We start from the raw sequence: 23,808 nt of genomic DNA, 5'->3' as shown, positions 1-23,808 counted from the left end.
CGCCAAAACCAAAAGAGTTAGACATCGTCGCGTTTAAATCCATTTGAACAGTTTTTAAATTATGGTTAACACCTGCACACCCCTCATCGACGTTCTCAAGATGAAGTGTAGGTGGCACTTTACCCTCGATAAGCGACTTTATAGCAATTATCGCTTCGACCCCTGCAGCGGCTCCAAGAAGATGGCCCATAGCGCCTTTAGTGGATGAAACTAGAGGACAGTTCTTTCCAAAAAACCTTTCAATAGCCTTGCATTCCGAAATATCACCAACGGGTGTAGAAGTGCCGTGCGCGTTGATATAACCAACTTCCTCGGGCATCATGTCGGCATCTTCGAGACACTGGCGCATAACTCGGTAAGCACCATCACCATTATCCGGCGGTGCCGTGATATGAAAAGCATCTGCTGATGCACTATATCCGGCCATCTCGCAATATATTTTTGCATCACGGGCCTGCGCGTGTTCTAATTCCTCGAGAACGAGTATTCCAGCACCTTCGCCCATTACGAAACCATCCCTATCCTTATCGAACGGCGAACTCGCCTTCGCGCCAAGCTCATTTCGCGTGGTCATTGCGCGGTTTTGGCAGAATCCAGCAAAAGAAATCGGAACTATAGGTGCTTCAGAACCGCCAGTCAAAACAACATCGGCTCTTCCATAACGAATAGCATCAAAAGCCGAACCAATCGCATGGCCAGCGGAAGCACAAGCACTTGTAACAGTGTAATTGATTCCCTTAAAACCATATTTAATTGCGAGCATTCCGGGCGCCATATCGGAAATCATCATCGTTATAAAAAAAGGCGAAACCCTTCGCACACCCTTTTCGATGAATTTACGGTGTTGTTCCTCGAATGTGCCAATACCACCAATTCCAGTTCCGAGAATAATTCCGATTCTATTGGGATCATAAGAAGACTCCAGAAGCCTCGAATCGTTGATAGCTTCATTAGAAGCCCAGTGAGCATATTGGACAAAATGATCCATTCTCCTAGCTTCACGAATGTCCATTATTTCGGTAATATTCCAATCGTCAGAAATTTGGCCTGCAATCTGAGTTGCCATTGCCGAAGAATCCCAGCGCTCTACCCTCCGAATAGCAGAACAGCCCTCAATGAGGGCCGTCCAAGAAGAATTCACTTCCTTACCGAGGGGTGTTAGCGCGCCGAGGCCAGTCACCACAACGCGTCTTTTCATATTTTTACCCCTCTTTACCGGCCTGTGAATTATTGATATATTTAACTGCGTCACTAACCGTGCCAATCTTCTCTGCGTCCTCGTCGGGGATCTCAATATCGAATTCCTCTTCGAGGGCCATAACCAGCTCGACCTGATCTAGACTATCAGCACCAAGATCGTCCACAAAATGAGCATTTGATCCGACTTGTTCGGAGCTAACTCCCAATTTTTCAACAATAATCTCTCTAATTCTGTTTTCAATTGACATTTACCCTCCTTGATAGAATGGCGCCCATTTTAAAGGGCTTTTACTCCAATTTTTCTAATCCCAATTTCATCCTCATGAATAATAGTGGATATTCGCGAAGCTTCCCTTCTTATTTCCCTGAGACGCTTTGGATTTTTTGGAGTACTCACTGCAGATTGCATCCGCAGATTAAAATCCTCTTCGAGAAGTTCGTGCTTACGATGCACGAGTTCATCTCTACTCATCTCTCTAAGTTGCCATGTCTTAGTGATACTCATAATGTTCCTCCGGGCGTTCTTTCTCTATCAACAAAACGAGTTTTAATGGGAAGCTTACGAGCAGCAAGCTCGAAAGCCCTCTTCGCGACGGCCTCATCGACACCTGCGATCTCGAACATAATTCTCCCGCGCTTAATTACGGCTACCCAATGATCTGGCGCCCCTTTACCTTTACCCATACGAGTTTCGGCGGCTGTTTTAGTAACCGATTTATGTGGAAATATCGTAATCCAAACGCGACCAGCACGCTTCATATGTCTTGTCATCGCGACTCTCGCGGCTTCGATCTGGTTTGCGGTAATCCATCCGCATTCCATAGCTTTCATGCCGTAATCGCCAAAACTTATTTTGCCACCGCGAATCGCAAGACCACGACGCTTCCCGCGCTGAGTCTTACGGTATTTTGTGCGCTTTGGCATTAACATTATTTGACTCCTTTAATCTTGCTTTTTGCGACGGCGACGAGGTCTTTTCCTCTGCGATTGAGAGCCACCCGGTGATGGTCTCGAACGCTTCTTGTTCTTTTCCTCGTTGAGTGCCCTGTCCCAATATTCATCCATGCCACCGAGTATCTCCTCGGTGAAGATCCATACCTTAACACCAACACAGCCAGCAGTAGTATGAGCGGTAGCCCTTGCAAAGTCGATGTCTGCCCTTAGAGTATGCAGAGGAACCCTTCCCTCTTTATACTCCTCCGAACGAGCAATCTCAGCTCCGCCGAGTCTTCCGCCACACTTAACCTTAATGCCTTGTGCCCCAAGACGCATCGCCGATTGGATGGCGCGTTTCATAGCCCTTCTGTGCGAAACCCTGCCCTCAATTTGTGAGGCAATAGTCTTCGCAACAAGGGTAGCATCCATTTCTGGCCTGCGAATCTCGAGAACATTAAGGTGGACCTCTTTGGAAGTCCTTTGTTCTAGCTGCTTTTTAAAGGTTTCGACCCTCTGGCCGCCCTGGCCAATAACTACACCCGGACGGGCAGTAAAAATATTGAGGGTAAGGCTCTTCGGGCTACGAAGAATCTCAATTGTAGAAACATCGGCATCTTTAAGTTCCTCGTGGATGAACTCTCGAAGTTTTATATCCTCGAGAAGGTTCGAGCGATAAATTCCCTTGCGGGCAAACCACTTCGAGTTCCAAGTTTTAATGATGCCTAATCTAAGTCCTATCGGATGGGTTTTTTGTCCCAAATTATCCTCCCGCCTATGCGGTTAATAACTACTTTTTTTTATCAAGTTCAATATAAATGTGACTCGTTCTATGTTTAAACGGTTTAACTCTTCCTTGAGCGCCGGCTTTGAACCGCGCCATAGTTGGGCCGCCATCGATCACTATCTTCGAAATATAAAGCTCGTCCTCATGAAGAGAGGCTTCGCCCTGATCCATTGCGTTAGCAATAGCGCTTTTCAAAACCTTTTCAATTAACTTGGATCCCTTTTTGTTAACGAAAGGAATTGTTCTCATAGCTTCTTCAGCGTTTTTGCCCCTAACCAAATCGGCAACCAACCTTAATTTGTATGGAGATATTCTTAGAAACTTTGCTTGAGCTTTAGCTAACATAATCTCACCTTAGCCTTTTTTCTTCATCTGTGCAGCCTTTTTGCCGCCGTGCCCACGGAAAAGACGAGTGTGGGCGAATTCTCCGAGTTTATGACCAACCATGTTTTCAGATATATAAACCGGAATAAATTTATGGCCATTATGGATTGCGATAGTATGCCCGACGAATTCAGGTGAGATTGTTGAACGACGAGACCAGGTCTTAATAACCTTCCTTTCGCCTTTTTCATTCATCACCTCGATCTTCTCGAAAAGATTGTCCTCTATATACGGGCCTTTTTTCAGCGATCTGGACATTAATCCTCCATTACCTTGTTCGACGCTTCAGAATAAATTTATCTGAACTCTTCTTCTTTTTTCGGGTCTTATAACCCTTACAAGGCTGACCCCAAGGGGTGACTGCTTGCTTGTATCCCTTAACTCTGCCTTCTCCGCCACCATGCGGATGATCATGTGGGTTCATAGCCATACCGCGAACCTTCGGGCGTTTACCGATCCATCTCCTTGCACCGGCCTTGCCAAATACTGTATTAGAATGATCGAGGTTCCCAACCTGACCAAGCGTAGCATAGCAGTCACGCCTAAAAGTGCGAATCTCTCCAGATGGAAGTCTAATAATAACATGATCCTTTTCTCTTCCAACAATCTGAGCTACAGCACCGGCCGAGCGGACCACCTGGCCACCTTTTCCGGGTTTAAATTCGATATTGTGTATCCTGGAACCCACCGGCATACTTCCAAGCGGAAGCGAGTTACCCGGTTTAATCTCAGCTTCAGGACCGCTCATCAAAGTATCGCCTTCTTTAACACCGATTGGAGCGAGAATATATCTCTTTTCCCCATCGGCATAGGAGAGCAAGGCAATAAATGCGGAACGGTTAGGATCATATTCGATTTGAGCTACTTTAGCGGGGATACCATATTTATTGCGCTTAAAATCGACCACGCGAATACGCTTTTTATTCCCACCACCAAGATGACGCATGGTGATTCTGCCATTATTGTTTCTCCCACCACTACGGTGACTCTTGACTATCAAATTCTTCTCCGGCTTGGCGCCTGGAGTAAGCTCCGAATATGTCAAAGTCCGACGAGTTCTTAGTGATGGTGTTGTCGGGTTATAATGCTTGATACCCATATTATATATTCTCCACTTATAAAATTCGCTTATAGCCCTTCAAAGATATCTATCCTATCGCCAGGGGCGAGTTTGATAACAGCCTTTTTCCAAGATGATCTTCTGCCTTCCCATTTTCCACGACGCTTTGGTTTACCCATATAGTTGGCCGTGCGAACACTGGTAACATGAACCTTGAAAATAGCTTCAACGCTTCTTTTGATATCTTCTTTATTAGCATCTTTAGCAACCTTGAATGTGAAAACATTCTCGGTCTCCTTAAACATATTCGATTTCTCGGTCAATATAGGTTTGACCAAAACCTTACGGGGGTCTCTCATCGAACACAGAGCTCCTCTATTTTCTCCAAGGCTCCTTTAGTAACCATAAATACATCGGCGTCGAGAACCTGGTATGTATTGAGTTCGCCGGTAAATGTGACATTAACGCCCTTAAGATTTCCGCCGGCCAATACTAAATTGTGTTCAGGAACAGTGGTGACAATGAGAATCTTCTTCCCAAATACTCCTACATTTTGTAACAGGCTTCTAAGCTCTACGGTCTTATGGCTTTTGGTATCGATATCCTCGAAGATATAAACACCACCATTTTTTGATTGAGCTGAAAGAACCGAAGCAAGAGCAAGCTTGCGCATCTTGCGCGGGAATGCCTTGCGATAATCACGCGGCTTAGGAGCAAAAGTAACACCACCGTGTCTCCAGAGCGGCGAGCGGATAGAACCTACACGCGCTCTCCCTGTGCCTTTTTGGCGCCATGGTTTACGGCCACCACCAGAAACCTCACTACTGGTCTTCTTGCAATGAAGACCGAGGCGCTGGTTCGCAAGATAACATTCAACATACTGATGAACTACTGCGCTCTTTGGCTCTATTCCGAAGGCGGTCTGAGGAAGGTCCAATTCACCTATATTTTTTCCCTCACGGTCAAGGAGTATTCCCTTGGGCATAATCATCACCCCTCCTTTACAATAGTTATATAACCGCCCCTCGGCCCTACAACAGAACCTTTAACGAGGATGAGGTTATTCTCCGAATCGATACTAATAATTTTCGAGCCGGGGATGGTGACCTTTTCATTGCCCATTCTTCCAGCCATACGAACACCCTTGAAAACTCTCGAAGGCGACGAAGACTGACCGAGTGATCCGGGCGCTCTCCATTTATTTGACTGGCCGTGACTTTTCGGGCCAGTGCTGAAATGATGGCGCTTTATTGAGCCCTGAAAACCTTTACCCTTGGAAATTCCGCCCAGATTAACCGAATCACCGATATTAAAACGCTCTACCGTGATCATCTGCCCAACGGAATAGTTCTCCGGGTCGCTTACACGAAACTCCCGAAGCCTCTTATAGACTTTAGTTCCAGCCTTCTTAAAATGACCCAACTCGGGCTTGGGCTTTCTCTTCTTAGTAGGCTCGAATCCAAGCTGAATAGCCGAATAGCCATCCTTCTCGGGCGATTTAACTTGAATAACCTCGCAAGGACCGGCACGGAGAATTGTCACCGGTATTGCAGTGCCATCCGTGTCGAATATGGTGGTCATTCCGACCTTTTTGCCGATAAATCCGATCATTATAACTCCCAGTTCGCAAATCGGCTTGAATTATACGACAATCTCGATATCGACGCCAGCCGGTAATTCGATCTTCATCATCGCATCAACCGTTTCCTGGCTCGCCTCGAGAATATCAATCAAACGCTTATGTGTTCTAACCTCGAACTGCTCTCTGCTTTTCTTGTCAACATTAGTGCTACGGAGGATAGTGTAAATGCGCCTATGTGTAGGCAACGGGACCGGACCCGATATCTTAGCACCTGTCCTCTTAGCGGTCTCGACGATCTCTGTGGTAGATCTATCGAGAATAACATGATCATAAGCCTGCAGCTTAATTCTAATACGCTGGGCCATCTAGCCTCCTCCATACGGAAGTGCCGATTTTGTACGGCTAAACCAAAGCATAAATAACTACAGCCTTCTCCCGGGATGCTTTCTTGTATACGAGCCTCCTCTATAGCGATTCGACTCTTAAGCCATCCATCGTGGAAAAAGCTGTTGGATAGTAATCCTATACACTCTCAATGTCAAGGGAAAAATTTATTTTTTCTAAGATTTAAAAATATCCTAACTAGAATGAACCAATAGAAAACGGGGAAATCCTGTGCTAATAGTCTATTCCGATTCCGCGCGTATCTTCTCTAGATTTTCTTTAAATAACGGATCGGTTTCAAAAAGAGCTGTCAATTTTTCGCAAGCATAATTATCACAGAATGCACAATTCTCTACTTCACGCGTTCGAGCACAAGCACGAATCGCACAGTTGGCACATTCGATAAAAAGCCTACCATCATTTCTACAGCCATCGCAATCTGTTATCTCCTCCGATGTATAATTCATGCCGTATTTCTCGAAACATATTCGAGCAATATCTTCTCTCATTGCGGCGCGCGCGATAGGATTTTCAGTTTTAGTAGCTATATAAATCGGGCAACTCTCGCAATCCAATCCACAATATGCAAGCTTTTCTACCATATACTGCCTCCTTGAATTTCAATATAAGCTATCGTTATGGTTTTTCAACAGCTATCCGATGAAGAACGAGGTCACGGATTTTTTACTATTCACTAAATGTTGAATTTGTGCACCTGATTTCCTATAAAGCCTAAATACAAATATGTAATTCAATTATTAAGCCATTGCTTAATGAGTTAAATAAATTTATTGACACACATTTGTAAAAAAGTTAATATATATTAAACCAAAAACTGAGGCTGTATGCCAAAACGTGCTTTATTAATTATACTCTTCATCTCCATATCTTTATTTGCAGAATACCCAGACGGCTATTTTTTTATCGTCTATGATGGTGACACTATTTGTGTAGAACCGGTTATCACCGATTCCACAACAGAGGCCGAGTGGTTCGACTACGATTCTTGGTCAATGCATACCGGTTACGAAAATGGCCATGAATCAAAATTATTATTCTTTTATAACCCGTTTTCAGGTAATATCGGCTTCTTGGCAACCCATAACGTAGACGGTTCGGGTTCGTGGCAAGGTTCTTGTAGGATGTGGCTCGATGGCCTGCCTTCAGCCACATATAGACTTTTTTCCGACGATGAATGGGAATTCGACCTCGGAGATTATCCTCAGGGCTATTGGTTATGGGTATTTAACAGCGATGGTGGCGCTATTCTTATCCCACGCGAGGAGTGGACTTTTAACGCCAAGCTTCGTTTCGGAGGACTCGACCCTACCGATGATCTATATTTTCTCTCTGGTGATCTCGGCTCAACCAGGATACATCTTGCCGATGTTTCCACGAGTCATGACTATAACATTACTTTAGGCCATAGATTCCTCGAGCTCTTAGGATATCCATCGGATTCGGTTGTGGGATATGCTGTTATGGGGGAATCTGCTTTTATCGATGTCGGTGTTGCTAATTCCGACGAGACAGTCGATACCCTTAGTATCTCAGGAGCGACACATACTAATCCATTATTCTCTTCGACTTCGGTTCCGGGAGAATTGGCACCCGGCGCCAATGGCAATATCAGTGTTTCGTTCTCTGGTGGAACTGTAGGGATTCATATCGATACATTATGGGCAGTGACAAATGAACCGTGCGGCACTAACCCCATTGTTATCTACATGGAAGTCATGCCCCCAGCCATAGGATACATTAAGGTTCAAGATAGTGATGAGATAATCGACCTTCGTATTATCGATTCAACATATGCAGAGAGCGCGGGTCACGGTGTAATAATGACTAAGCTTCCACCTGTTATCGGTTCGATTGATTTAGTTGATACAACCAATATTCTTGCTTCGCCTATCTTCATCAAAACTCCACACGGTATTCGCTCGTGGCGCAAGAAACCCTAAATTCTTGTGAAATTTCATAGATGACTACTATTTCGCTTTAACCAAAGCTGTCCAAATAATACTTGCCTTTTCTTATTGTATATTTATAATAGCCAGTCAGCGTTCGAAAGTCGGACGTCGTAACTCTTAATGTATTGCTATGCAAAGATATGAACTAAATTTCGACCGTGACTTACGGTATCGGAACAAGGTTCTTGGTGATCCTTGCGGTTGATCATTTCCTTTAAAAACCACTTTATTTTTTATTAACCTATGAAACATAGGGAGTTTGTAGTCATGAAAAAATATACTAAAGATGATGTTCAAAAATTTACACCACAGGATGTTCACGAAGTTTTAGGGCAAGTCTTGCTAGCCGATGGTTTCAACATGGTAGTTGATCTCGAACGCTCGCAGGGACAGATACTTTATGATGCCCGTTCCAATAAACCTTATCTTGATTTCTTCAGCTATTTTGCCAGCAATCCCGTGGGACACAACCACCCGAAAATGCGCAATCCTAAATTTATTGAAGAAATAGGCAAGATCGCAATACACAATCCATCAAATTCGGATCTCTATACTGTTGAAATGGCGAAGTTTGTCGCAACTTTCCAACGAGTGGCCATGCCGGAGGGCTTCGAGCATTTATTTATAGTTGCTGGCGGTGGGCTTGCAGTGGAAAATGCACTTAAATCCGCAATGGACTGGAAAGTGCGTAAAAACTTGGCAAAAGGCGTCGGAACCGAAAAAAGGCCCATTGGCACGAAGGTGGCACACCTTGCTCAAGCATTCCATGGAAGAACAGGTTATACACTCAGTCTCACAAACACAGCCGATCCGCGCAAATATATGTATTTTGCTTCATTCGACTGGCCGCGTGTCTCGATACCTGCGGCAAAATTCCCGCTAGAAGGTGATAACCTCAAAGATACCATCGAGGTCGAGAAAAAGACTATCTCCGAACTCGAGGCCGCCTTTAAGGCCGATACCGATGGCATCTGTGCGTTCATTATGGAGCCAATACAGGGCGAGGGCGGCGATAATCATTTCAGACCTGAGTTCTTTAAAGCAGTCCGCGAGCTTTGCGACAAATATGATGTAATGCTTGTTTTCGACGAGGTCCAAAGCGGCATGGGAATAACTGGAAAGATGTGGGCATGGCAAAACCACGGCGTCAAACCGGATATCATCTGTTTCGGTAAGAAAGCGCAAGTTTGCGGAATAATTGCTGGCCCGAGAATAGATGAGGTTGAGAACAATGTATTTGTCGAGTCGAGCAGAATCAACTCCACATGGGGTGGCAATCTCACAGATATGGTTCGTTGCAGAAAATACCTCGAGATCATCGAGGAGGACAACCTTCTGGAAAACGCTACTAAGATGGGCGAAATTTTATTGAATAACCTAAAGATTATTCAATCCAAATGTGACTTTGTAACCAATGCCCGTGGCGCTGGCCTGATGTGCGCATTCGATCTTCCCGATGCTGAATGCAGGGCCAAATTCCTTTCGGCTTGCATGGATATGGGAATGATAGTATTGCCGTGTGGCACTCATTCCGTGCGTTTCCGTCCAAGCCTCAATGTCGAGAAAGCTGATTTAGACAGGGCTAAAGCAATTATCGAGGAAGTGCTCACGAACATGGTTCCCTGTGATTACTAGTTGTTCTTGCGAAAACAACTAGTAATCTAGAGATTCCATAATCGATTAAAATGAAAGGCGGCCTTTAAAGGCCGCCTTTCATTTTTGCAGGCAGGGGCGACGCTGTCGCCTCTATCCACCATCAAAATTAGAACCTTCCATTTACCACGGCATACAGCAAAGGCTAGAACTGCGGTTCTCACCGATGTCTCTGCGTGAAATACCGATTGTGATCGCGATGCTGTGCTCAGTGCCCATGTTCTCTTTTTCTGAATCGACAGACCAGTCATCGAAATCGACATCGGCTTCACCGAGGAATACCATTGTGTAACGAACATCTAACATTAACCGAAAATCATAAGTCTGGAATGCAATGAGGCCACCTCCCAACGAGATAGCTGGGCCGTCCCCACTGGCTCCACCGGCAACCCATGAGCTATCACCCTCTTCCTCGACATATGGCATATTCATGACCCATTCGATACCAGCTGAACCACCAACATAGGGCGAGAAATCCTGAGGAGCAAAAATATAGTATAACCCAACAGAAAGACCGAAAGCCGCAGCATCGCCGCCGGAGCAACCATAGCCTCGACCCTCGACAAACATGCTTTCTAATTCATACATGGCCATGCCCTCATACTGCCACATCTGCTCTTTCCCGTAACTCTCGGCAAGCGGAAAACGGTATCCGATTTTCACTCCGATTGTATAGAAATTCTTCCTTCTAACAGGTTCTTTTGCTTCGGTTGCGGTTACATTCATTTTGTCTATGGTCTCCCCAGAGGGGACTCCTTCAACGAAACCTTTAACAAGACGCGAGATAACTATATCGAGATCCTCGACCGTTTCCGATGTAAGCTTATCGGAATGAACATTATTGCCATCGCGATCCACGATATACATATTCACGATTATTTTTTCGCCCAGTTTAGCTAGGCTGCCGTAAAGCGCTTGATCGACGTTATATTCAATCGCACCGGCAGATGCACATGCGGCATCGTTGCAAACCTCTTCTCCGGCTTCGCGAGCTGAATAACCATTATCGGTTAGTTCAGCCTTTAAAATCTCCTTGACGGCCTCTACCGTTCCTTGGTCGAGGCTAGTCGATTTAAAACTATAAACCAGAATTGAATTTGCCGAAAAGCACGCTATAGACAGCGCCATAAGAATGATAATAGCATTACGCATACGAAACCTCCATTTCCTTCGAATATACCTTGCTTGTCGGTTTCGTCAAGTGAAATAGTAATTTTATAAAACTTGCCAAAAAAAATTTATTGTTTTTTCGATAGTGACGAAATCTATAATCTGTAAATTAATTTTGATTGCAATTATTTTTAAAGAATATCCAGTGTTTTGGCTTAAGTTTTGCAATAAGGCAAAATAAACATATTATTTATTTGAATGAAAAACGAAAAACAACATCTTTTGCCGCGAGAAATCAGCTTTGATTCATTTAAAGATTTCTTCTTTCCAAATGTCCAAACAATAGACCCAAAGCTCAAAAGCACGTTTTACAAGCAAGCAACTGCATCGCTGTCTTTGATAATTATTGCTGTTACTGCACTTAGCCTTTTAATGTTAGCGCTTAGCCTTTTTTCCAATATCAGCACCTTCGAATTGATAAAGACTCTTCTTATAATATTCGCCTTTTTTGCAGCTATAATTATTGTTCGAAGACTTTTTTCTATCGAGCGATTAGATTATTCTCTTCTTGTATTGACTATATTCTTTATACTAAGCTGGGGAGTGGCTAAGGACGTCTCGAATTTCGGCGTTGAATACAACGCCTACGGTTGGATGTTTGTATCGGTGGTCTTCTTTGGGCTTGTTTTTATGCCTTTTATGCCCAAATTTTCTCTTATTCTAGCAGTTTATTGCTCTGTTTTATATATGGTGTTATGGGTTCTTTTTGTTATTCCGCTTGTGGAACCGACTATTTTTTTAGGCTCCAATGCCGGCAATTGGTTTTCGGGCTTATTGCAAAATATACAATCTGGCAAATCCAGCATGGAGCAACATCATTTCTATACAGCAACTCACTTCATAGTGTATTTTCTTTTTGGAGGGCTTGCGTTTATATTCCGTGCGGCAAATTTGCGCTCTTATATCAAAACGGTGATGATAGACAAAAAACTTTCAAATCAGGAAATCGAGCTTAAAGCAGCCCGTGCACTCTTATTGAAACCAGAAAGCCAACACTTGGAGTTTAAATCCAGCGCAAGATGGGACTATCGAGAAAACAAGACAAACAAAGAACTAGAAAAAGTCATAATTAAAACCATAGCCGGATTTATGAACTCCGATGGAGGTATTCTCTTCATCGGTGTTGATGATAACGGTAATGCAGTGGGTCTCGAAAAGGATTTTAACTCACTTGGGAAAAAGGACTCAGACGGCTTTCATGCCTTTATTATTAGAATTATTTCCGCTCATATAGGAAGGGAATATTGCGAAAATGTTCGCATCTTCTTCCACTTAATCGACAATAAAGAAGTCTGTAGCGTAAGCGTAGAACCCTCTCAAGTGCCGGTATTTCTTGAAAAACACGAAGGCGCATTCTTTGTGCGAACTGGCAATAGCACTCAAAGGCTTAATGCCAAAGAAGCTTTAGAATATATTGGAAGACACTTCCAGAAAACCTAATACAGTAAATCAAAGCTGAGCTTTACAATAATCAAAATATTCTGATCCTAAGATTTATATACCCTAGCTTTTGCGAGAAAATATATAGAAACAGCGGGTTAAACCTAAACCCGCTGTTTCTATATCTGAATATTAATATCGATACAATTTATCGGCGAATATTCAAAAATGTGGATACGCGGACTTCATATGGAAAAGCCATATCACTGGGTATTACAATTTCCAGACCGATTGGGAAAAAGTCGCGAAGCCACCAGAATTCAAATTCTGCCCACCGCTCCGGCACGACATCATTATGAGTGTATCTCGGCGAAATATTAGTCGTTAACCACTTACTGTTGGCATCACAATATGTGCTTGCGCGAACCAATAAAGGCTTAGTTCCAAGAATAAAATCGACACCGAATTCCTCGTTATAAACCTTGGTGCCACCGTAAAAATATAGGCCGAGAAGTGTCTTATCTATTGGAAGTGGGAACAGATCGAGAAGACAAAAATCAGGCCTTCCGATCATTCGATTCTGTATGTTTTTGGCATAAATAAGATTATGTGCTCCATTCGAGGCCCCAAAGCCGAAATATGTGTTGTTCCTGCTTGCATAAGGTAAAAATTCCGCTTCATCATCGGCAAATGTAATGAAGGTTTCGACGGTCCAAAGACGAGAGTATTCCCCGTCTTCCCTTGCCCTTGGATTACCTCTTCCTTCCGATGTGTCGGCTGGGAATCTGAAGCGGAGACTAGCAGTTGAAGCACCTATTCGGTCTATACCAATATGATATTGAGTATTATAAATACTTGCGTCTAATTGCCATATACTACCTTCGACATTCAACACCCAAGGTGCAAATCTAAAAACATCATTCGAGGTTACTTGACGCGGATGAACGCCATAAGGAGCAGAAACATCGGGATTATAATAAGATTTTGAATGATATTGAATCCCAGGTGAAAGCCTGTTTAATGAAAAAACGCTCCAGTTCCAATCCGGTTCAAATGGGATCTCTAAAACGAAATTCTTGTCGAGCCCACGATTTATTGCATTTTCAGCATTTATGCGCGCATATATGTCTAAAGGCACACCAAAAAAGTCTTTGGACTTGATCCTGGCATCGGCACCATAAATCATGAACTGAGGATTCTCATAAAAACCAGCCATATTACCATGAATTATAGCAAAGGCATCCATGTTTGGATATGTAATACTCCTCCGGGCTCTAACGCGAAAAAGCTCTAGCTCCCTTATTCTAATGTCTTTAGCTAGAATATCGTAATTGAGAGAGTCGATAACATTCTCGTATGTCAGTAAGGAATCTGCCCATCTTCTGTTAGTCTCCCAAAGCAGATCTATCTCTTTGGCCTTTCCATGTATTATAACAAGCCTTCTTTCGGCGAGGTTTTGAGTGAAATGATCGCTGGTTGCAAGATTCATAATAAACTGACCGCGATTAGCTAATGTATCTTGCATAGCTACAACCGTGTCATAAATTTCTGGTTTTATCTCGCGCAACGCACCAGCTACCTCACCCCATCTCGAGAGATTCAAGTCATTAAGGTTAATACCTGAAGATCCCCTCTCGTCACGAGGAGGTGGAATTGGTGTTTCAGGATTATCAGGATTAAATTCGGGACATTTCGAATATATAAATGGAATAATCGCTGAATCAATACATTTGATAATAGAATCGCATTGCGCAACTGTTTTATCATCGACCAGTTCAAACATCTCCTTTGTATTTACCACTCTGTCCCTTAGAGTTGTGGTAGAACTAAGAATAGTATATAACTCGTCACAGCTGTAAGTATCCATCAAGGGAATTTGATCTTTGATGGTTGTATAGTCTCTTTCTATAGACTCATCCCAAAAACCATCGAGGGTTGGGCATATTTCTATTGGATTTCCCTGTGCAAAATTTACTGAAACAACAAAAACAATAATGCACATGCAAAAAAGCATTTCTTTCTTCATTATTACTCCTTTTCCTGTTTCCTATAAAATAATAGATAAAATAAATTTAGCAAATAAAATCTTACTATTGAAATTTACAAATTTAAATATTATAGCTTTAGGTTTAATAAGCCAAATCAATAAATAATCGGCTTAATAATAAATTTTCTCCGATTAAAAAGAAATAGCATTCACAGAATAAAATAATCGATATTATATTTAAAGCGCCTCGAACTCATAATCGGGGTGTCTCACTGTGAGAACCGGGCAAGGGGCTTTATGGACAACCTTTTCGGTTACATTGCCGAGAAGTATTGTTGAAAGACCCGATCTTCCGTGGGTACCCATCACGATCAAGTCGGTAGAGTTCGCCTTTGCGTATTTAATTATTTCTGCGAAGGCGCTACCATTTGCTAAAACGGTAATAATATTTATCCCCGATGTATCGTGGTTTTCGAATAGAGCATCTACTTCAGCCTCGAATCCCTCTCTAACTTTTTTAAAATACTTCTCTGCGTTTTCATCTGAAGTAGAGAAAAATGCAGGATCAAAAACATTTTCATCGAAAACATGTATGATATGCAGTTTTGCATGATACTTACGCGCCAAATCCACGGCATAATTTACAGCAGCCTTCGATTGCTCTGAAAAATCGGTCGGCATCAATATGTTGCTAATATCCATTTCTCTCCTCTAAGTGTTTTCTGTTATTATCTCTTTAACCTTCATTAGACGAACCAGATTTCCTCTTTCAAGCTCGTCCAATTTTTGTGTGATATATCCTATCGTTTCTTTGAGGTCTGGGATCAATGTATATTCGAGTGCATTCACGCGGCGACGGGTTCGATCGAGCTCATCCGCTAAAAGGGACATCTTTTTCTCGGCCTCGGCCAATCGCAGCATAAGATCGAGGACTTCAGCAATTTCCTTTAACGCAAAATCAACCTCGAAATCTGTGTCTCTGAGTGAGTATGCAAGGGGCTTCCCTTCGATTTTAGACGAGAACTTAGGAACACGAAGGTTCATAAGGTGTTTGGTTTCAACATCGAGTGAAAACTTCATTCCTGGCGCTGCAAAAATGGTATTTTGTTCAGATGGTGACAATTCGCATGTTGCAAGGGTAAACCGCCTCAATCCATTGATGAGAGCTAACTCTGTTCTGTCCCGAAGACCTTTAAGTTCATCGATAAGCTCAAGAAAATTCCGCATTAGTTCGTCTTGTTTATCCTTGAGGAGTTTATGTCCTCGAATCGCTAATCCCAGGCGTTTTTTTAGCTTGAGATTTTCCATTCGATTAGCGGAAACCTTCATTTTTGCCATAGTGTTCCGTTCTATCTAATCATTTCAACAAAATATTATTTGTTGAATATAATGTTAGCTTAACTATTTCGCTACTGAAATTTAGTTCGCCTTTATCGACTGATGCAAATACTAATTTATCTTTACCTCTGGATTTTTCCCGCCTCCCGGCCGTCACGCTCCGTGCGTGTGGCCAATTTTCCTTATAATACTATTTCCTTGCGCACGGACTCCCCGGAGCCTCACCTCCGGCACCCTCGCGCCGGCCTCGGGTTCATCAAAGCGGAAGTGCTCCGACGCATCGTTGTCAAATTTCCAGAATCACTCTGTCATTTCGAGCGAAGCGAGAAATCTCGCTGAATATAAAGGAGATTTTTTTCTTATTGGCTCTCGATGACAGTGCGAATGCGTTTAAGGGGGTAGTTTTATTTGAAATAGTCAAATAATCGAATTATGATTTTTTCTAATCTGCGAGATTTGGGTTTGCGGTAGGTCTTAAAATTGATCTTTATTTAGAAACAGGTCTCTTATTTTCCCATTTTAAGGGCTACTCTAACCAATTCCCTAAATAGCGGTTCCGGTTCTTCGAGCCGACTCACCAGCTCCGGATGATATTGCGTCCCGATGAAATAGGGGTGATCGGGAATTTCGAGAACCTGCATTATTCCGCCGTCGGGCGTGGTTCCGGAAAATACCAAACCAGCTTTCTCAAGCTGTTCGACGAATTCCGGATTAACCTCGTAGCGGTGACGGAATCTTTCGCGAATCTTTGGTTTGCTATAGAGGCCTTCCGCTTTAGAACCGATCTTCAATGAAATGTCCTGGCCGCCAAGCCGCATTGTGCCGCCCTTGCGGTCGATCTTCCCTTGCCCCGGCAGAAAACAAATCACCGGAATTGATCGTTTGTCGCTGTTTCCGATAGATTCGGCGGTTCCCGCAGTTTCGATTCCACATACATTCCTCGCGAACTCGACAACCGCGAGCTGCATACCGTAACAAATTCCCAGGAACGGCACGTCCATTTCGCGGCAGTGCCGTATAATCTCGATTTTGCCCTCGATTCCGCGCGAGCCGAATCCTCCGGGGACGATCACGCCATCAACGCCCTCGAGAGAATCGGCTGCAGTAGTTTTGCCGCTTTCGATACGCGTCGTTTCTATCCACTTAATTTTAACTCTCGTATCGTTAAAAGCACCTGCATGGATCAAGGCCTCGATAATCGAGGCATAAGAATCTTGAAGCTTTGTGTATTTCCCGCAAATCGCAATGCTAACCTCGCGGGACGGCTCTTTGATTTTCTTTACAAGATTTCGCCATTTAGAAATTTTTGGCGGAGAATATATCCCCAAATTTTTATGTACGATTTCGGTCAAACCTTCTTCGTCGTATCGAAGCGGAACTTCATAAACCGTATCGACATCGACACCGGAAATAACTGCTTCGGTCGAAACATTGCAGAACCCCGCGATTTTAGCCTTGATCGATGAATCGAGTTGCTTCTCCGACCTCCCGATTATCACATCGGGGAAAATCCCTCGCTCATTCAAAAGTTTGACGGATTGCTGCGTCGGCTTTGATTTCTGCTCGTGAACATTTTTGGGAATCGGAATATATGTAAGGTGAACAAAGAAGATATTCTGCTTTCCAAGCTCCTGAGCGAGTTGCCGCACCGCTTCGAGATAAAGCTCGTTTTCCATGTCGCCGACTGTCCCGCCGATTTCAATTAAACAAATATCGGCTTTTTCGTCCTCGGCGATATTCTTGAATCTCGATTTAATCTCGTCGGTTACATGTGGAATTAGCTGAACGGTTTTTCCGAGAAAATCTCCACGTCGCTCGCGGTCGAGGATCGCTTGATAAACCTTGCCCATCGTGAGATTCCACTCGAATTTGCATGTTATCCCGATGAATCGTTCATAATGGCCAAAATCCATGTCAACCTCGCCGCCGTCATCGAGAACAAAAACCTCACCATGCTCGACCGGGTTCATAGTTCCCGGATCGGTGTTTAAATAACCATCGCACTTTATTGGAATAATCCGTAGTTTGTCACCAAGTAAGTGCCCTATCGATGCGGTAGTTATTCCCTTGCCCAAACCGGACAACACTCCACCAGTAACGACAATGAATTTTGTTTTTCGCGGCATAATCGATCTCCATTGAGGGTTTTAGTATATATAAGCAAATTTTCTTTAAATCAAAGACTGAATTCGAGAGATGCAAATTTTAAAATGGTCGGCTTAGTGGCGGCGGGTTCCAAACCCGCCCACCGGGCGATGGCTTCCGACGTCGCCTTCCGAAAAAAACTCGCGGAGAACGCCCGTAAGACCATTCTCGATAACTTCACGGTCGAAAAGATGATTTAGAAGGAAGCCGACCTCTATCGCCGACTGCTCGGCTTATAACTCATCAGATAACCGTTTTCTGGATATATTTTGAGTTCATCAACCGCGCTACCGCCATGTAGTTCGGTTGGAATTTAATCTGATCGCCGACCCTATAATGCTTGCGGGCGCCGCCTTTAGGTGCCGGGCCGACTTCGTAAACCGTCATATCGGAAGACGTCCCGACAAAGCGCACGTTCGGATTTTTCGGTTCGATTCCGTTTATATCAACATCGAGGATACCGAAGTCAAGAATCGCTTTGTAGGTCTCTGTATTCTGCTCTGCGATATCGGCGGTATGTCCGACATTTCCCTCGGTGATTACTCCGTCCGGCTTGGTCTCTTTCTTCTCGAGTTCGATAATGTTAGCGCGATATTCGAAGGCCGTTGTTGAAAGATTTCGAAATCTTTTCCCGTTTAGCGGGGAGTTGCCTAAAAAGGCGGCCTCGCCGATTCGGAAGTGATTAATCATTCTTGGAATTTTCCCCTGCGATACGAGAGGCAGGGTTATCGAGCTGCCCCCGGAGATTAACTCTATGTGCCGATTGAATTTACACTCGAGAAGTTCCTTGTATAATGAAAGCTGGAGCAGTTTATCGAAGGTCGGTTCGACACCATACATACAGCCAAGGTTCGTGCCGATACCCTCTATTTGAATGTTTGGTAGGCCAAAGGCTTTTTTGTAAAATCCGAGCAGATTCTCTCGTAATATACCCTCGCGAAGCTCGCCCATCTCGATCATAATAATTACTCGATGTTTTTTGCCCATCCTGGCGGCTTCGGCGTTCAATTCCTCGATTGTCTCGTAGGTTGTATTGAACGATAGATCGGCGCATTTTACGACACTCGGAACGTATTTGTGTGCGGGCGGTTTGATATACATCGTCACGATGTTTGGGCTAATGCCTTTTATAGCCCTCAGGTTCGAAAGGCGAGAATCACAAACAGAGTGAACTTGTCTGATGGATGGATGGCACAGAATCCTTTCCAGTGTGGGTTTATGGCCGGAAAGCACCTTGAGAACCAGCGACCATTTGATTCCGTTTTTCCCGAGGAACTCGCTGAGCTTGTTTATGTTTCCGATAATTTTGCCGGTGTTTATAAATAGCTCGGCCATGTTAGCTTCTCTTTAGGCGCATCTCGAGATATTTCGATTCGAACCCCATTTTTTCGTAGAACCTCACTGCCGGATTATCCTGTTCGACGTGAAGGGCGATGTCGCCTTCCGCTAGCTCGATAGCTCTATCGAGTAAATAACGCCCTACCCCCACCGCTTGCCATTTCTCGTGTGCAGCAATATAGACGAGATAATTTTCCGGAATATATCTCGTCATGCCGGTGGCATTGATAACGAGGCCGCCGACAGGGTCGTCGTTTATATAAGCGAGCAGGACAAAGCCACCCTTGCCTTCGGCTTTTGAAAAAGCGTAATCGACCGCGGCTCGAATCTCATCGACCGGATCGCCATACTCGCCGAGATGATTATTCATGAAGCTACAAAACGCCTTTATATCCATATCTTTTGGGAAATCATTTTCGCAGTGAACATCGATAATTTTCATTATCGTCCTTCGATATAAGATTTTCTGATTTTTAATAAGCGGACATGCATTGAGCGTAACATAATGATTTTCCAGTAGATAGCAAGAATTAATTGCTTTTTTGCTAAATCATTATCGCCCTATTATTGACGGATTTTGTTAAGCGTTTTAGCATTGCGCCCCGCAGGGCGTAGTATTTGAAATAAGTTTTCGTTCTACAAGAAGAAAATCCGCAGTCTTCCCATTATACATTCTTAATTCTACATTCTACATTGCCTTTTTGTCGGATTTGCTTTGCGAAAAACCGGGAATATGTATAAATTGATTCCGAGAAAAGTTAAAATATCCAGATTGGAGGCATCATGCCGAAACACATCATTCACGCACCGAAGGGCGATAAAATAACCTGCAAAGGTTGGCATCAGGAGGCCGCGATGCGGATGCTGATGAACAACCTCGACCCGGAAGTCGCCGAAGACCCGGACAAGCTCATCGTCTATGGCGGCACCGGCAAGGCCGCACGCAACTGGGACTGCTTCGACGCGATTATCCGCACGCTGAAAAATCTCGAAAACGACGAGACGCTTCTCGTCCAGTCGGGAAAACCGGTCGGTGTTTTCAAAACGCACGAGCGCGCGCCGCGCGTGATCATCGCGAACTCGAACCTCGTCGGGAAATGGGCGAACTGGGAGCATTTCCACGAACTGGAGAAAAAGGGTCTCATGATGTATGGCCAGATGACCGCCGGAAGCTGGATTTATATCGGCACGCAGGGCATTTTGCAGGGGACTTACGAATGTTTCGCCGCCGCCGGGCGAAAAAATTTCGGCAGCGACGACCTTTCCGGCAGGCTTATCGTATCCGGCGGATGCGGAGGCATGTCCGGTGCGCAACCGCTCGCGGCGACCATGTGCAACGCGACTTATCTATCCGCCGAGGTCGATATCGCCCGCGCACAAAAGCGCATCGACACGAAATATCTCGACGAGATCGTTCTCGACATCGACGCCGCTATCGATAGGGCAATCGACTACAAGAACCGCAAAATCGGCAAGAGCATAGTCTGGGTCGGCAATCAGGTCGATCTTCTGCAAAGGCTCATCGACCGCAACATCACGCCCGATATTCTCACCGACCAGACCAGCGCGCACGACCCGCTCGAAGGCTATATCCCCGACGGCATGACCTTCGCCGAAGCCCTCGAACTGCGGGCAAAAAACCCCGAGGCGTATAAAAAACGCTCCTACGCCACAATGGCCAAGCACGTCCGCCAGATGATTACGCTTCAAAATCGCGGCGCGGAGACGTTCGACTACGGCAACAATCTTCGCGGCAACGCCGTCGCCGGCGGGAATATCACCGACGACGAAGCACGCAATTCGGACGGCACGTGGAAATATCCCGGATTCGTCCCGGCCTATATCCGGCCGCTGTTCTGCGAGGGACAGGGGCCGTTCCGCTGGTGCGCCCTTTCCGGCGACCCGCAGGACATCTACACTATCGACGACGAACTCATGAAACTGTTCCCGGACAAGCCCTATCTGCACCGCTGGCTGAAACTGGCAAAAGAGCGCGTCGCATTTCAGGGACTCCCCTGCCGGATTTGCTGGCTCGGCTATGGCGAGCGCGACAAAGCCGGTTTGATGTTCAACCGCCTCGTCCGCGAGGGCAGGGTCGGCGCGCCCATCGTCATAGGTCGCGACCATCTCGATGGCGGCAGCGTCGCATCGCCGAACCGCGAGACCGAGGCGATGCGCGACGGCACCGACGCGGTCGCCGACTGGCCGCTGCTGAATTTCGCGCTCAACGCCGTTTCCGGGGCAAGCTGGGTGTCGTTCCATCACGGCGGCGGAGTTGGAATCGGATATTCGCTCCACTCCGGGCAGGTCATTGTCTGCGACGGCACGCCGGAGATGGACGAGCGCCTGAAGCGCGTCCTCACAAACGACCCCGGCACGGGAATAATGCGCCACGCCGACGCCGGTTACGAAAAGGCCATCGAGGTCGCGAGTGAAATGGGCGTGAAGATTCCGATGATTTGATTATATTCGGATAAGTAAAACCAGTCTTTAATCAATACCAAAACAGGAGGTATTATGCGCACGACAATCGAATGCATTATCTATATGGGCGAAAAGCAATACGTCGCCGAATGTCTCGATTTCCCGGTGATTACGCAAGGCACGACACTCGACGATACCGTGGCGAATCTCAAGGAGGCAATATCTTTACATCTCGAGGATGAAAACCTGAGCGAGCTCGGTTTCGTCGAATCGCCGCAAATCGACATTAAATTCGAGACCGGAGAATTGGCCAATGTCTCCTAAACTAAAAAGGTTATCCGGCGACGAGGTCATCAAGATTCTCGCCGGATTTGGTTTCGATGCCTACAAACAACGCGGGAGGCACGTCAAATTAAGAAGAATAGTGTCTGGTTCAAAACAGTCGCTGACCGTTCCAATGCACAAAGAAATCGATTACGGGACATTACGGGCGATTATCCGGCGGGCGAGTAAATTCATTCCCTTTAATGAACTCCGAGAGGTATTCTGGAGCGCTTAAAGCTCGTCCTCACGAACGACCCCGGCACAGGAATAATGCGCCACGCCGACGCCGGCTACGAGAAGGCAATCGAGGTCGCAAAGGAAGAGGGCGTGAAGATTCCGATGATAACGTTATGATGATAATGTTATAATAAAGAAAACAAACATATCTAATAATTATTAGGAAGGTAATTATGAAATTAAAAGTGATCCTCGAACCAAGTGAAGACGGCGGATACACGGTATATGTCCCTTCATTGCCGGGTTGTATAAGCGAGGGGGACACTGTCAAGGAAGCATTAGCGAACATCGAAGAAGCTATCGAGCTATATCTCGAACCGGTTGAAGACGATTTTGTGTTGGACGAGAGCGCAATCGTGGAGGAACTGGTAGTATGAGCGCGATTCCAAGCCTCTCGTATGTCAGGATTATCAACGCTTTGAGAAGAGCCGGTTGGATAGTCGTTCGTCAACGGGGGAGCCATATCCGGTTGCATAGGCGTTTCGGCGACGACCTTGTTAAAATAACTGTTCCGGCGCATAAGCCCGTAAAGCGCTCTACATTATCGCATATTCTTAAACAGGCACGCATCAGTCTGGAAGATTTTCTCGAACTGCTTTAATCCCCCGGCACGGGAATAATGCGCCACGCCGACGCATGTTACGAAAAGACGATAGAGGACGCGAAAGAACTGAACGTGAAGATTCCAATAATAAAATAAGGTAACGAAGTGAAAAAAACATCGCCAAAAAACAAAATCGATGAACTTCTGGAAAAACTGGAAACGGCAATGGAAGACGCCGAGAAAGTCGATATTCTGAGCTGTCTTGCCGGGGAGTTGCTGTATTCCAACCCCAAAGAAGCAAAAAAATACGCCGAGGAAGGATTGGAAATCGCTAAATCTATCGATTTCGAAAAGGGAATCGGATACTGCCAAAGATTCATCGGAATTATCTATCACGTCCATGCTGATTACCCATTGGCTTTAGAATATTTGCACAAATCCTTGGAAATCGCGGAAAGCTTAGGCGATAGAGACGGTATTTCTAAATGCCTGAATAATATCGCGCTTGTTCATCGAGCGCAGGGCGATTATTCACAGGCGCTGGAGTATTTATTCAAATCGCGCGAAATAAGAGAAGAACTTTCCGATAAAAAGGGAATCTGCATTTGCCTTACTAATATCGGAACTGTTTATTGGTATCAAGAAGACTATTCTCAGGCTCTGGACTGCTTCCGAAAAGCATTAGAAATCGCGGAAGAATTAGACGACAAAAATGCAATTTCTGCCTGTCTGTCCGGAATTGGTATCATTCATAGAATACAGGGAAATTATCCAGAGTCGTTGAAGTATAATAAAAGATCTTTGGAAATTGCTAAACAACTGAAAGATAGGAAAGCTATTTCACGTAGCCAAATCAATATCGGGAATATATATATCGAAACCGAAGAGAACGATAAGGCAATCGATTACTTAACAAAAGGTCTGAATCTGGCGATTGAGATCGACGCGCTGGATTGGCAAAAGAATGC

Annotated in this window: 30 protein-coding genes; 10 read left to right on the top strand and 20 right to left on the bottom strand. The window is 44.9% G+C overall.

All coding sequences use genetic code 11. The features are described from left to right. The 13 genes from fabF to KAH81_09435 form a co-directional block, all read right to left on the bottom strand. On the bottom strand, positions 1–1,198 hold a 1,198-nt coding region (fabF, locus tag KAH81_09495), incomplete at its 3' end, for a beta-ketoacyl-ACP synthase II (GenBank protein MCK5833885.1). Positions 1,199–1,202: 4 nt separating this feature from the next. Continuing rightward, positions 1,203–1,448 (bottom strand): acyl carrier protein, encoded by a 246-nt coding sequence (gene acpP, locus KAH81_09490; GenBank protein ID MCK5833884.1) that lies wholly within the window; start codon positions 1,446–1,448, stop codon positions 1,203–1,205. A gap of 29 nt (positions 1,449–1,477) precedes the next feature. Beyond that, positions 1,478–1,705 (bottom strand): 50S ribosomal protein L29, encoded by a 228-nt coding sequence (rpmC, locus tag KAH81_09485; protein MCK5833883.1) that lies wholly within the window; start codon positions 1,703–1,705, stop codon positions 1,478–1,480. After that, the gene (gene rplP, locus KAH81_09480; GenBank protein ID MCK5833882.1) at positions 1,702–2,130 is read right to left on the bottom strand and encodes a 50S ribosomal protein L16; all 429 of its coding nucleotides are present in this window, start codon (positions 2,128–2,130) and stop codon (positions 1,702–1,704) included. Before rplP ends, rpmC begins: the two co-directional genes overlap by 4 nt. A 12-nt stretch (positions 2,131–2,142) precedes the next feature. Beyond that, positions 2,143–2,895: a 30S ribosomal protein S3 gene (rpsC, locus tag KAH81_09475; protein ID MCK5833881.1), complete on the bottom strand. Its 753-nt coding sequence runs from the start codon at positions 2,893–2,895 to the stop codon at positions 2,143–2,145. Positions 2,896–2,923: 28 nt separating this feature from the next. Further along, complete coding sequence (gene rplV / locus KAH81_09470; GenBank protein MCK5833880.1) at positions 2,924–3,265, bottom strand: 50S ribosomal protein L22; 342 nt, start codon at positions 3,263–3,265, stop codon at positions 2,924–2,926. Positions 3,266–3,274: 9 nt separating this feature from the next. Beyond that, entirely contained in the window at positions 3,275–3,562 is a 288-nt protein-coding gene (gene rpsS / locus KAH81_09465) for a 30S ribosomal protein S19 (protein MCK5833879.1), read from the bottom strand. A 10-nt stretch (positions 3,563–3,572) separates the two neighbouring features. Beyond that, positions 3,573–4,403: a 50S ribosomal protein L2 gene (rplB, locus tag KAH81_09460; GenBank protein MCK5833878.1), complete on the bottom strand. Its 831-nt coding sequence runs from the start codon at positions 4,401–4,403 to the stop codon at positions 3,573–3,575. A gap of 29 nt (positions 4,404–4,432) precedes the next feature. Continuing rightward, positions 4,433–4,723, bottom strand: a complete 291-nt coding sequence (rplW, locus tag KAH81_09455; protein MCK5833877.1) for a 50S ribosomal protein L23 — start codon at positions 4,721–4,723, stop codon at positions 4,433–4,435. Then, complete coding sequence (gene rplD, locus KAH81_09450) at positions 4,720–5,349, bottom strand: 50S ribosomal protein L4 (GenBank protein ID MCK5833876.1); 630 nt, start codon at positions 5,347–5,349, stop codon at positions 4,720–4,722. Before rplD ends, rplW begins: the two co-directional genes overlap by 4 nt. Before the next feature lie 5 nt (positions 5,350–5,354). Then, complete coding sequence (rplC, locus tag KAH81_09445) at positions 5,355–5,978, bottom strand: 50S ribosomal protein L3 (protein MCK5833875.1); 624 nt, start codon at positions 5,976–5,978, stop codon at positions 5,355–5,357. 27 nt (positions 5,979–6,005) lie between these two features. Further along, positions 6,006–6,311, bottom strand: a complete 306-nt coding sequence (gene rpsJ, locus KAH81_09440; GenBank protein ID MCK5833874.1) for a 30S ribosomal protein S10 — start codon at positions 6,309–6,311, stop codon at positions 6,006–6,008. Positions 6,312–6,572: 261 nt separating this feature from the next. Beyond that, the gene (locus KAH81_09435; GenBank protein MCK5833873.1) at positions 6,573–6,932 is read right to left on the bottom strand and encodes a DUF3795 domain-containing protein; all 360 of its coding nucleotides are present in this window, start codon (positions 6,930–6,932) and stop codon (positions 6,573–6,575) included. A gap of 243 nt (positions 6,933–7,175) precedes the next feature. On the opposite strand from KAH81_09435, the gene KAH81_09430 reads away from it, so the two are divergent. Both KAH81_09430 and lat read left to right on the top strand, forming a co-directional pair. Beyond that, positions 7,176–8,291, top strand: coding sequence for a hypothetical protein (locus tag KAH81_09430; protein ID MCK5833872.1), 1,116 nt, complete (start codon positions 7,176–7,178; stop codon positions 8,289–8,291). A 276-nt stretch (positions 8,292–8,567) separates the two neighbouring features. Then, positions 8,568–9,935, top strand: a complete 1,368-nt coding sequence (gene lat / locus KAH81_09425) for an L-lysine 6-transaminase (protein ID MCK5833871.1) — start codon at positions 8,568–8,570, stop codon at positions 9,933–9,935. A 141-nt stretch (positions 9,936–10,076) separates the two neighbouring features. Here the strand turns inward: lat and KAH81_09420 are convergent, their stop codons facing one another. After that, positions 10,077–11,105 (bottom strand): hypothetical protein, encoded by a 1,029-nt coding sequence (locus KAH81_09420; protein MCK5833870.1) that lies wholly within the window; start codon positions 11,103–11,105, stop codon positions 10,077–10,079. A 216-nt stretch (positions 11,106–11,321) separates the two neighbouring features. On the opposite strand from KAH81_09420, the gene KAH81_09415 reads away from it, so the two are divergent. Beyond that, entirely contained in the window at positions 11,322–12,563 is a 1,242-nt protein-coding gene (locus KAH81_09415; protein MCK5833869.1) for an ATP-binding protein, read from the top strand. Between the two features lie 148 nt (positions 12,564–12,711). Here the strand turns inward: KAH81_09415 and KAH81_09410 are convergent, their stop codons facing one another. The 6 genes from KAH81_09410 to KAH81_09385 form a co-directional block, all read right to left on the bottom strand. Then, entirely contained in the window at positions 12,712–14,529 is a 1,818-nt protein-coding gene (locus KAH81_09410; protein MCK5833868.1) for a hypothetical protein, read from the bottom strand. 198 nt (positions 14,530–14,727) lie between these two features. Then, positions 14,728–15,192 (bottom strand): universal stress protein, encoded by a 465-nt coding sequence (locus KAH81_09405; protein ID MCK5833867.1) that lies wholly within the window; start codon positions 15,190–15,192, stop codon positions 14,728–14,730. A 9-nt stretch (positions 15,193–15,201) separates the two neighbouring features. After that, positions 15,202–15,828 (bottom strand): V-type ATP synthase subunit D, encoded by a 627-nt coding sequence (locus KAH81_09400; GenBank protein MCK5833866.1) that lies wholly within the window; start codon positions 15,826–15,828, stop codon positions 15,202–15,204. 506 nt (positions 15,829–16,334) lie between these two features. After that, positions 16,335–17,954 carry a CTP synthase (glutamine hydrolyzing) gene (gene pyrG / locus KAH81_09395; GenBank protein ID MCK5833865.1) on the bottom strand — a complete coding sequence of 540 codons (1,620 nt, stop codon included), beginning with the start codon at positions 17,952–17,954 and terminating at the stop codon, positions 16,335–16,337. Between the two features lie 262 nt (positions 17,955–18,216). Continuing rightward, a complete protein-coding gene (locus KAH81_09390) occupies positions 18,217–19,308 on the bottom strand; it encodes an alanine racemase (GenBank protein MCK5833864.1) in 1,092 nt (363 codons plus the stop codon). A gap of 1 nt (position 19,309) precedes the next feature. Next, the gene (locus KAH81_09385) at positions 19,310–19,753 is read right to left on the bottom strand and encodes a GNAT family N-acetyltransferase (protein ID MCK5833863.1); all 444 of its coding nucleotides are present in this window, start codon (positions 19,751–19,753) and stop codon (positions 19,310–19,312) included. A gap of 341 nt (positions 19,754–20,094) precedes the next feature. Between KAH81_09385 and hutU the strand changes: the two genes are divergently transcribed. The 7 genes from hutU to KAH81_09350 form a co-directional block, all read left to right on the top strand. Next, positions 20,095–21,774 carry a urocanate hydratase gene (gene hutU / locus KAH81_09380; GenBank protein MCK5833862.1) on the top strand — a complete coding sequence of 560 codons (1,680 nt, stop codon included), beginning with the start codon at positions 20,095–20,097 and terminating at the stop codon, positions 21,772–21,774. 54 nt (positions 21,775–21,828) lie between these two features. Further along, positions 21,829–22,059 carry a type II toxin-antitoxin system HicB family antitoxin gene (locus KAH81_09375; protein MCK5833861.1) on the top strand — a complete coding sequence of 77 codons (231 nt, stop codon included), beginning with the start codon at positions 21,829–21,831 and terminating at the stop codon, positions 22,057–22,059. Next, complete coding sequence (locus tag KAH81_09370) at positions 22,049–22,294, top strand: type II toxin-antitoxin system HicA family toxin (protein MCK5833860.1); 246 nt, start codon at positions 22,049–22,051, stop codon at positions 22,292–22,294. The genes KAH81_09375 and KAH81_09370 overlap by 11 nt, the downstream gene beginning before the upstream one ends. Next, positions 22,279–22,413 (top strand): hypothetical protein, encoded by a 135-nt coding sequence (locus KAH81_09365; protein ID MCK5833859.1) that lies wholly within the window; start codon positions 22,279–22,281, stop codon positions 22,411–22,413. Before KAH81_09370 ends, KAH81_09365 begins: the two co-directional genes overlap by 16 nt. A 56-nt stretch (positions 22,414–22,469) precedes the next feature. Further along, a complete protein-coding gene (locus tag KAH81_09360; protein MCK5833858.1) occupies positions 22,470–22,673 on the top strand; it encodes a type II toxin-antitoxin system HicB family antitoxin in 204 nt (67 codons plus the stop codon). Beyond that, complete coding sequence (locus KAH81_09355) at positions 22,670–22,897, top strand: type II toxin-antitoxin system HicA family toxin (protein MCK5833857.1); 228 nt, start codon at positions 22,670–22,672, stop codon at positions 22,895–22,897. Before KAH81_09360 ends, KAH81_09355 begins: the two co-directional genes overlap by 4 nt. A gap of 108 nt (positions 22,898–23,005) precedes the next feature. Then, the coding region (locus KAH81_09350; GenBank protein MCK5833856.1) for a tetratricopeptide repeat protein at positions 23,006–23,808 on the top strand (803 nt) is incomplete at its 3' end.

This window comes from bacterium (assembly GCA_023145965.1).
Lineage (GTDB): Bacteria > UBP14 > UBA6098 > UBA6098 > UBA6098 > UBA6098.
This window is presented reverse-complemented; position numbering and strand designations above follow the sequence as displayed.

Coding starts and splice junctions, on each gene's coding strand:
- acpP (MCK5833884.1), bottom strand. CDS start 1,448: ATGTCAATTGAAAACAGAATTAGAGAGATTATTGTTGAAAAATTGGGA.
- rpmC (MCK5833883.1), bottom strand. CDS start 1,705: ATGAGTATCACTAAGACATGGCAACTTAGAGAGATGAGTAGAGATGAA.
- rplP (MCK5833882.1), bottom strand. CDS start 2,130: ATGTTAATGCCAAAGCGCACAAAATACCGTAAGACTCAGCGCGGGAAG.
- rplV (MCK5833880.1), bottom strand. CDS start 3,265: ATGTTAGCTAAAGCTCAAGCAAAGTTTCTAAGAATATCTCCATACAAA.
- rpsS (MCK5833879.1), bottom strand. CDS start 3,562: ATGTCCAGATCGCTGAAAAAAGGCCCGTATATAGAGGACAATCTTTTC.
- rplB (MCK5833878.1), bottom strand. CDS start 4,403: ATGGGTATCAAGCATTATAACCCGACAACACCATCACTAAGAACTCGT.
- rplW (MCK5833877.1), bottom strand. CDS start 4,723: ATGAGAGACCCCCGTAAGGTTTTGGTCAAACCTATATTGACCGAGAAA.
- rplD (MCK5833876.1), bottom strand. CDS start 5,349: ATGCCCAAGGGAATACTCCTTGACCGTGAGGGAAAAAATATAGGTGAA.
- rpsJ (MCK5833874.1), bottom strand. CDS start 6,311: ATGGCCCAGCGTATTAGAATTAAGCTGCAGGCTTATGATCATGTTATT.
- KAH81_09435 (MCK5833873.1), bottom strand. CDS start 6,932: ATGGTAGAAAAGCTTGCATATTGTGGATTGGATTGCGAGAGTTGCCCG.
- KAH81_09430 (MCK5833872.1), top strand. CDS start 7,176: ATGCCAAAACGTGCTTTATTAATTATACTCTTCATCTCCATATCTTTA.
- lat (MCK5833871.1), top strand. CDS start 8,568: ATGAAAAAATATACTAAAGATGATGTTCAAAAATTTACACCACAGGAT.
- KAH81_09420 (MCK5833870.1), bottom strand. CDS start 11,105: ATGCGTAATGCTATTATCATTCTTATGGCGCTGTCTATAGCGTGCTTT.
- KAH81_09415 (MCK5833869.1), top strand. CDS start 11,322: ATGAAAAACGAAAAACAACATCTTTTGCCGCGAGAAATCAGCTTTGAT.
- KAH81_09410 (MCK5833868.1), bottom strand. CDS start 14,529: ATGAAGAAAGAAATGCTTTTTTGCATGTGCATTATTGTTTTTGTTGTT.
- KAH81_09405 (MCK5833867.1), bottom strand. CDS start 15,192: ATGGATATTAGCAACATATTGATGCCGACCGATTTTTCAGAGCAATCG.
- KAH81_09400 (MCK5833866.1), bottom strand. CDS start 15,828: ATGGCAAAAATGAAGGTTTCCGCTAATCGAATGGAAAATCTCAAGCTA.
- pyrG (MCK5833865.1), bottom strand. CDS start 17,954: ATGCCGCGAAAAACAAAATTCATTGTCGTTACTGGTGGAGTGTTGTCC.
- KAH81_09390 (MCK5833864.1), bottom strand. CDS start 19,308: ATGGCCGAGCTATTTATAAACACCGGCAAAATTATCGGAAACATAAAC.
- KAH81_09385 (MCK5833863.1), bottom strand. CDS start 19,753: ATGAAAATTATCGATGTTCACTGCGAAAATGATTTCCCAAAAGATATG.
- hutU (MCK5833862.1), top strand. CDS start 20,095: ATGCCGAAACACATCATTCACGCACCGAAGGGCGATAAAATAACCTGC.
- KAH81_09375 (MCK5833861.1), top strand. CDS start 21,829: ATGCGCACGACAATCGAATGCATTATCTATATGGGCGAAAAGCAATAC.
- KAH81_09370 (MCK5833860.1), top strand. CDS start 22,049: ATGTCTCCTAAACTAAAAAGGTTATCCGGCGACGAGGTCATCAAGATT.
- KAH81_09360 (MCK5833858.1), top strand. CDS start 22,470: ATGAAATTAAAAGTGATCCTCGAACCAAGTGAAGACGGCGGATACACG.
- KAH81_09355 (MCK5833857.1), top strand. CDS start 22,670: ATGAGCGCGATTCCAAGCCTCTCGTATGTCAGGATTATCAACGCTTTG.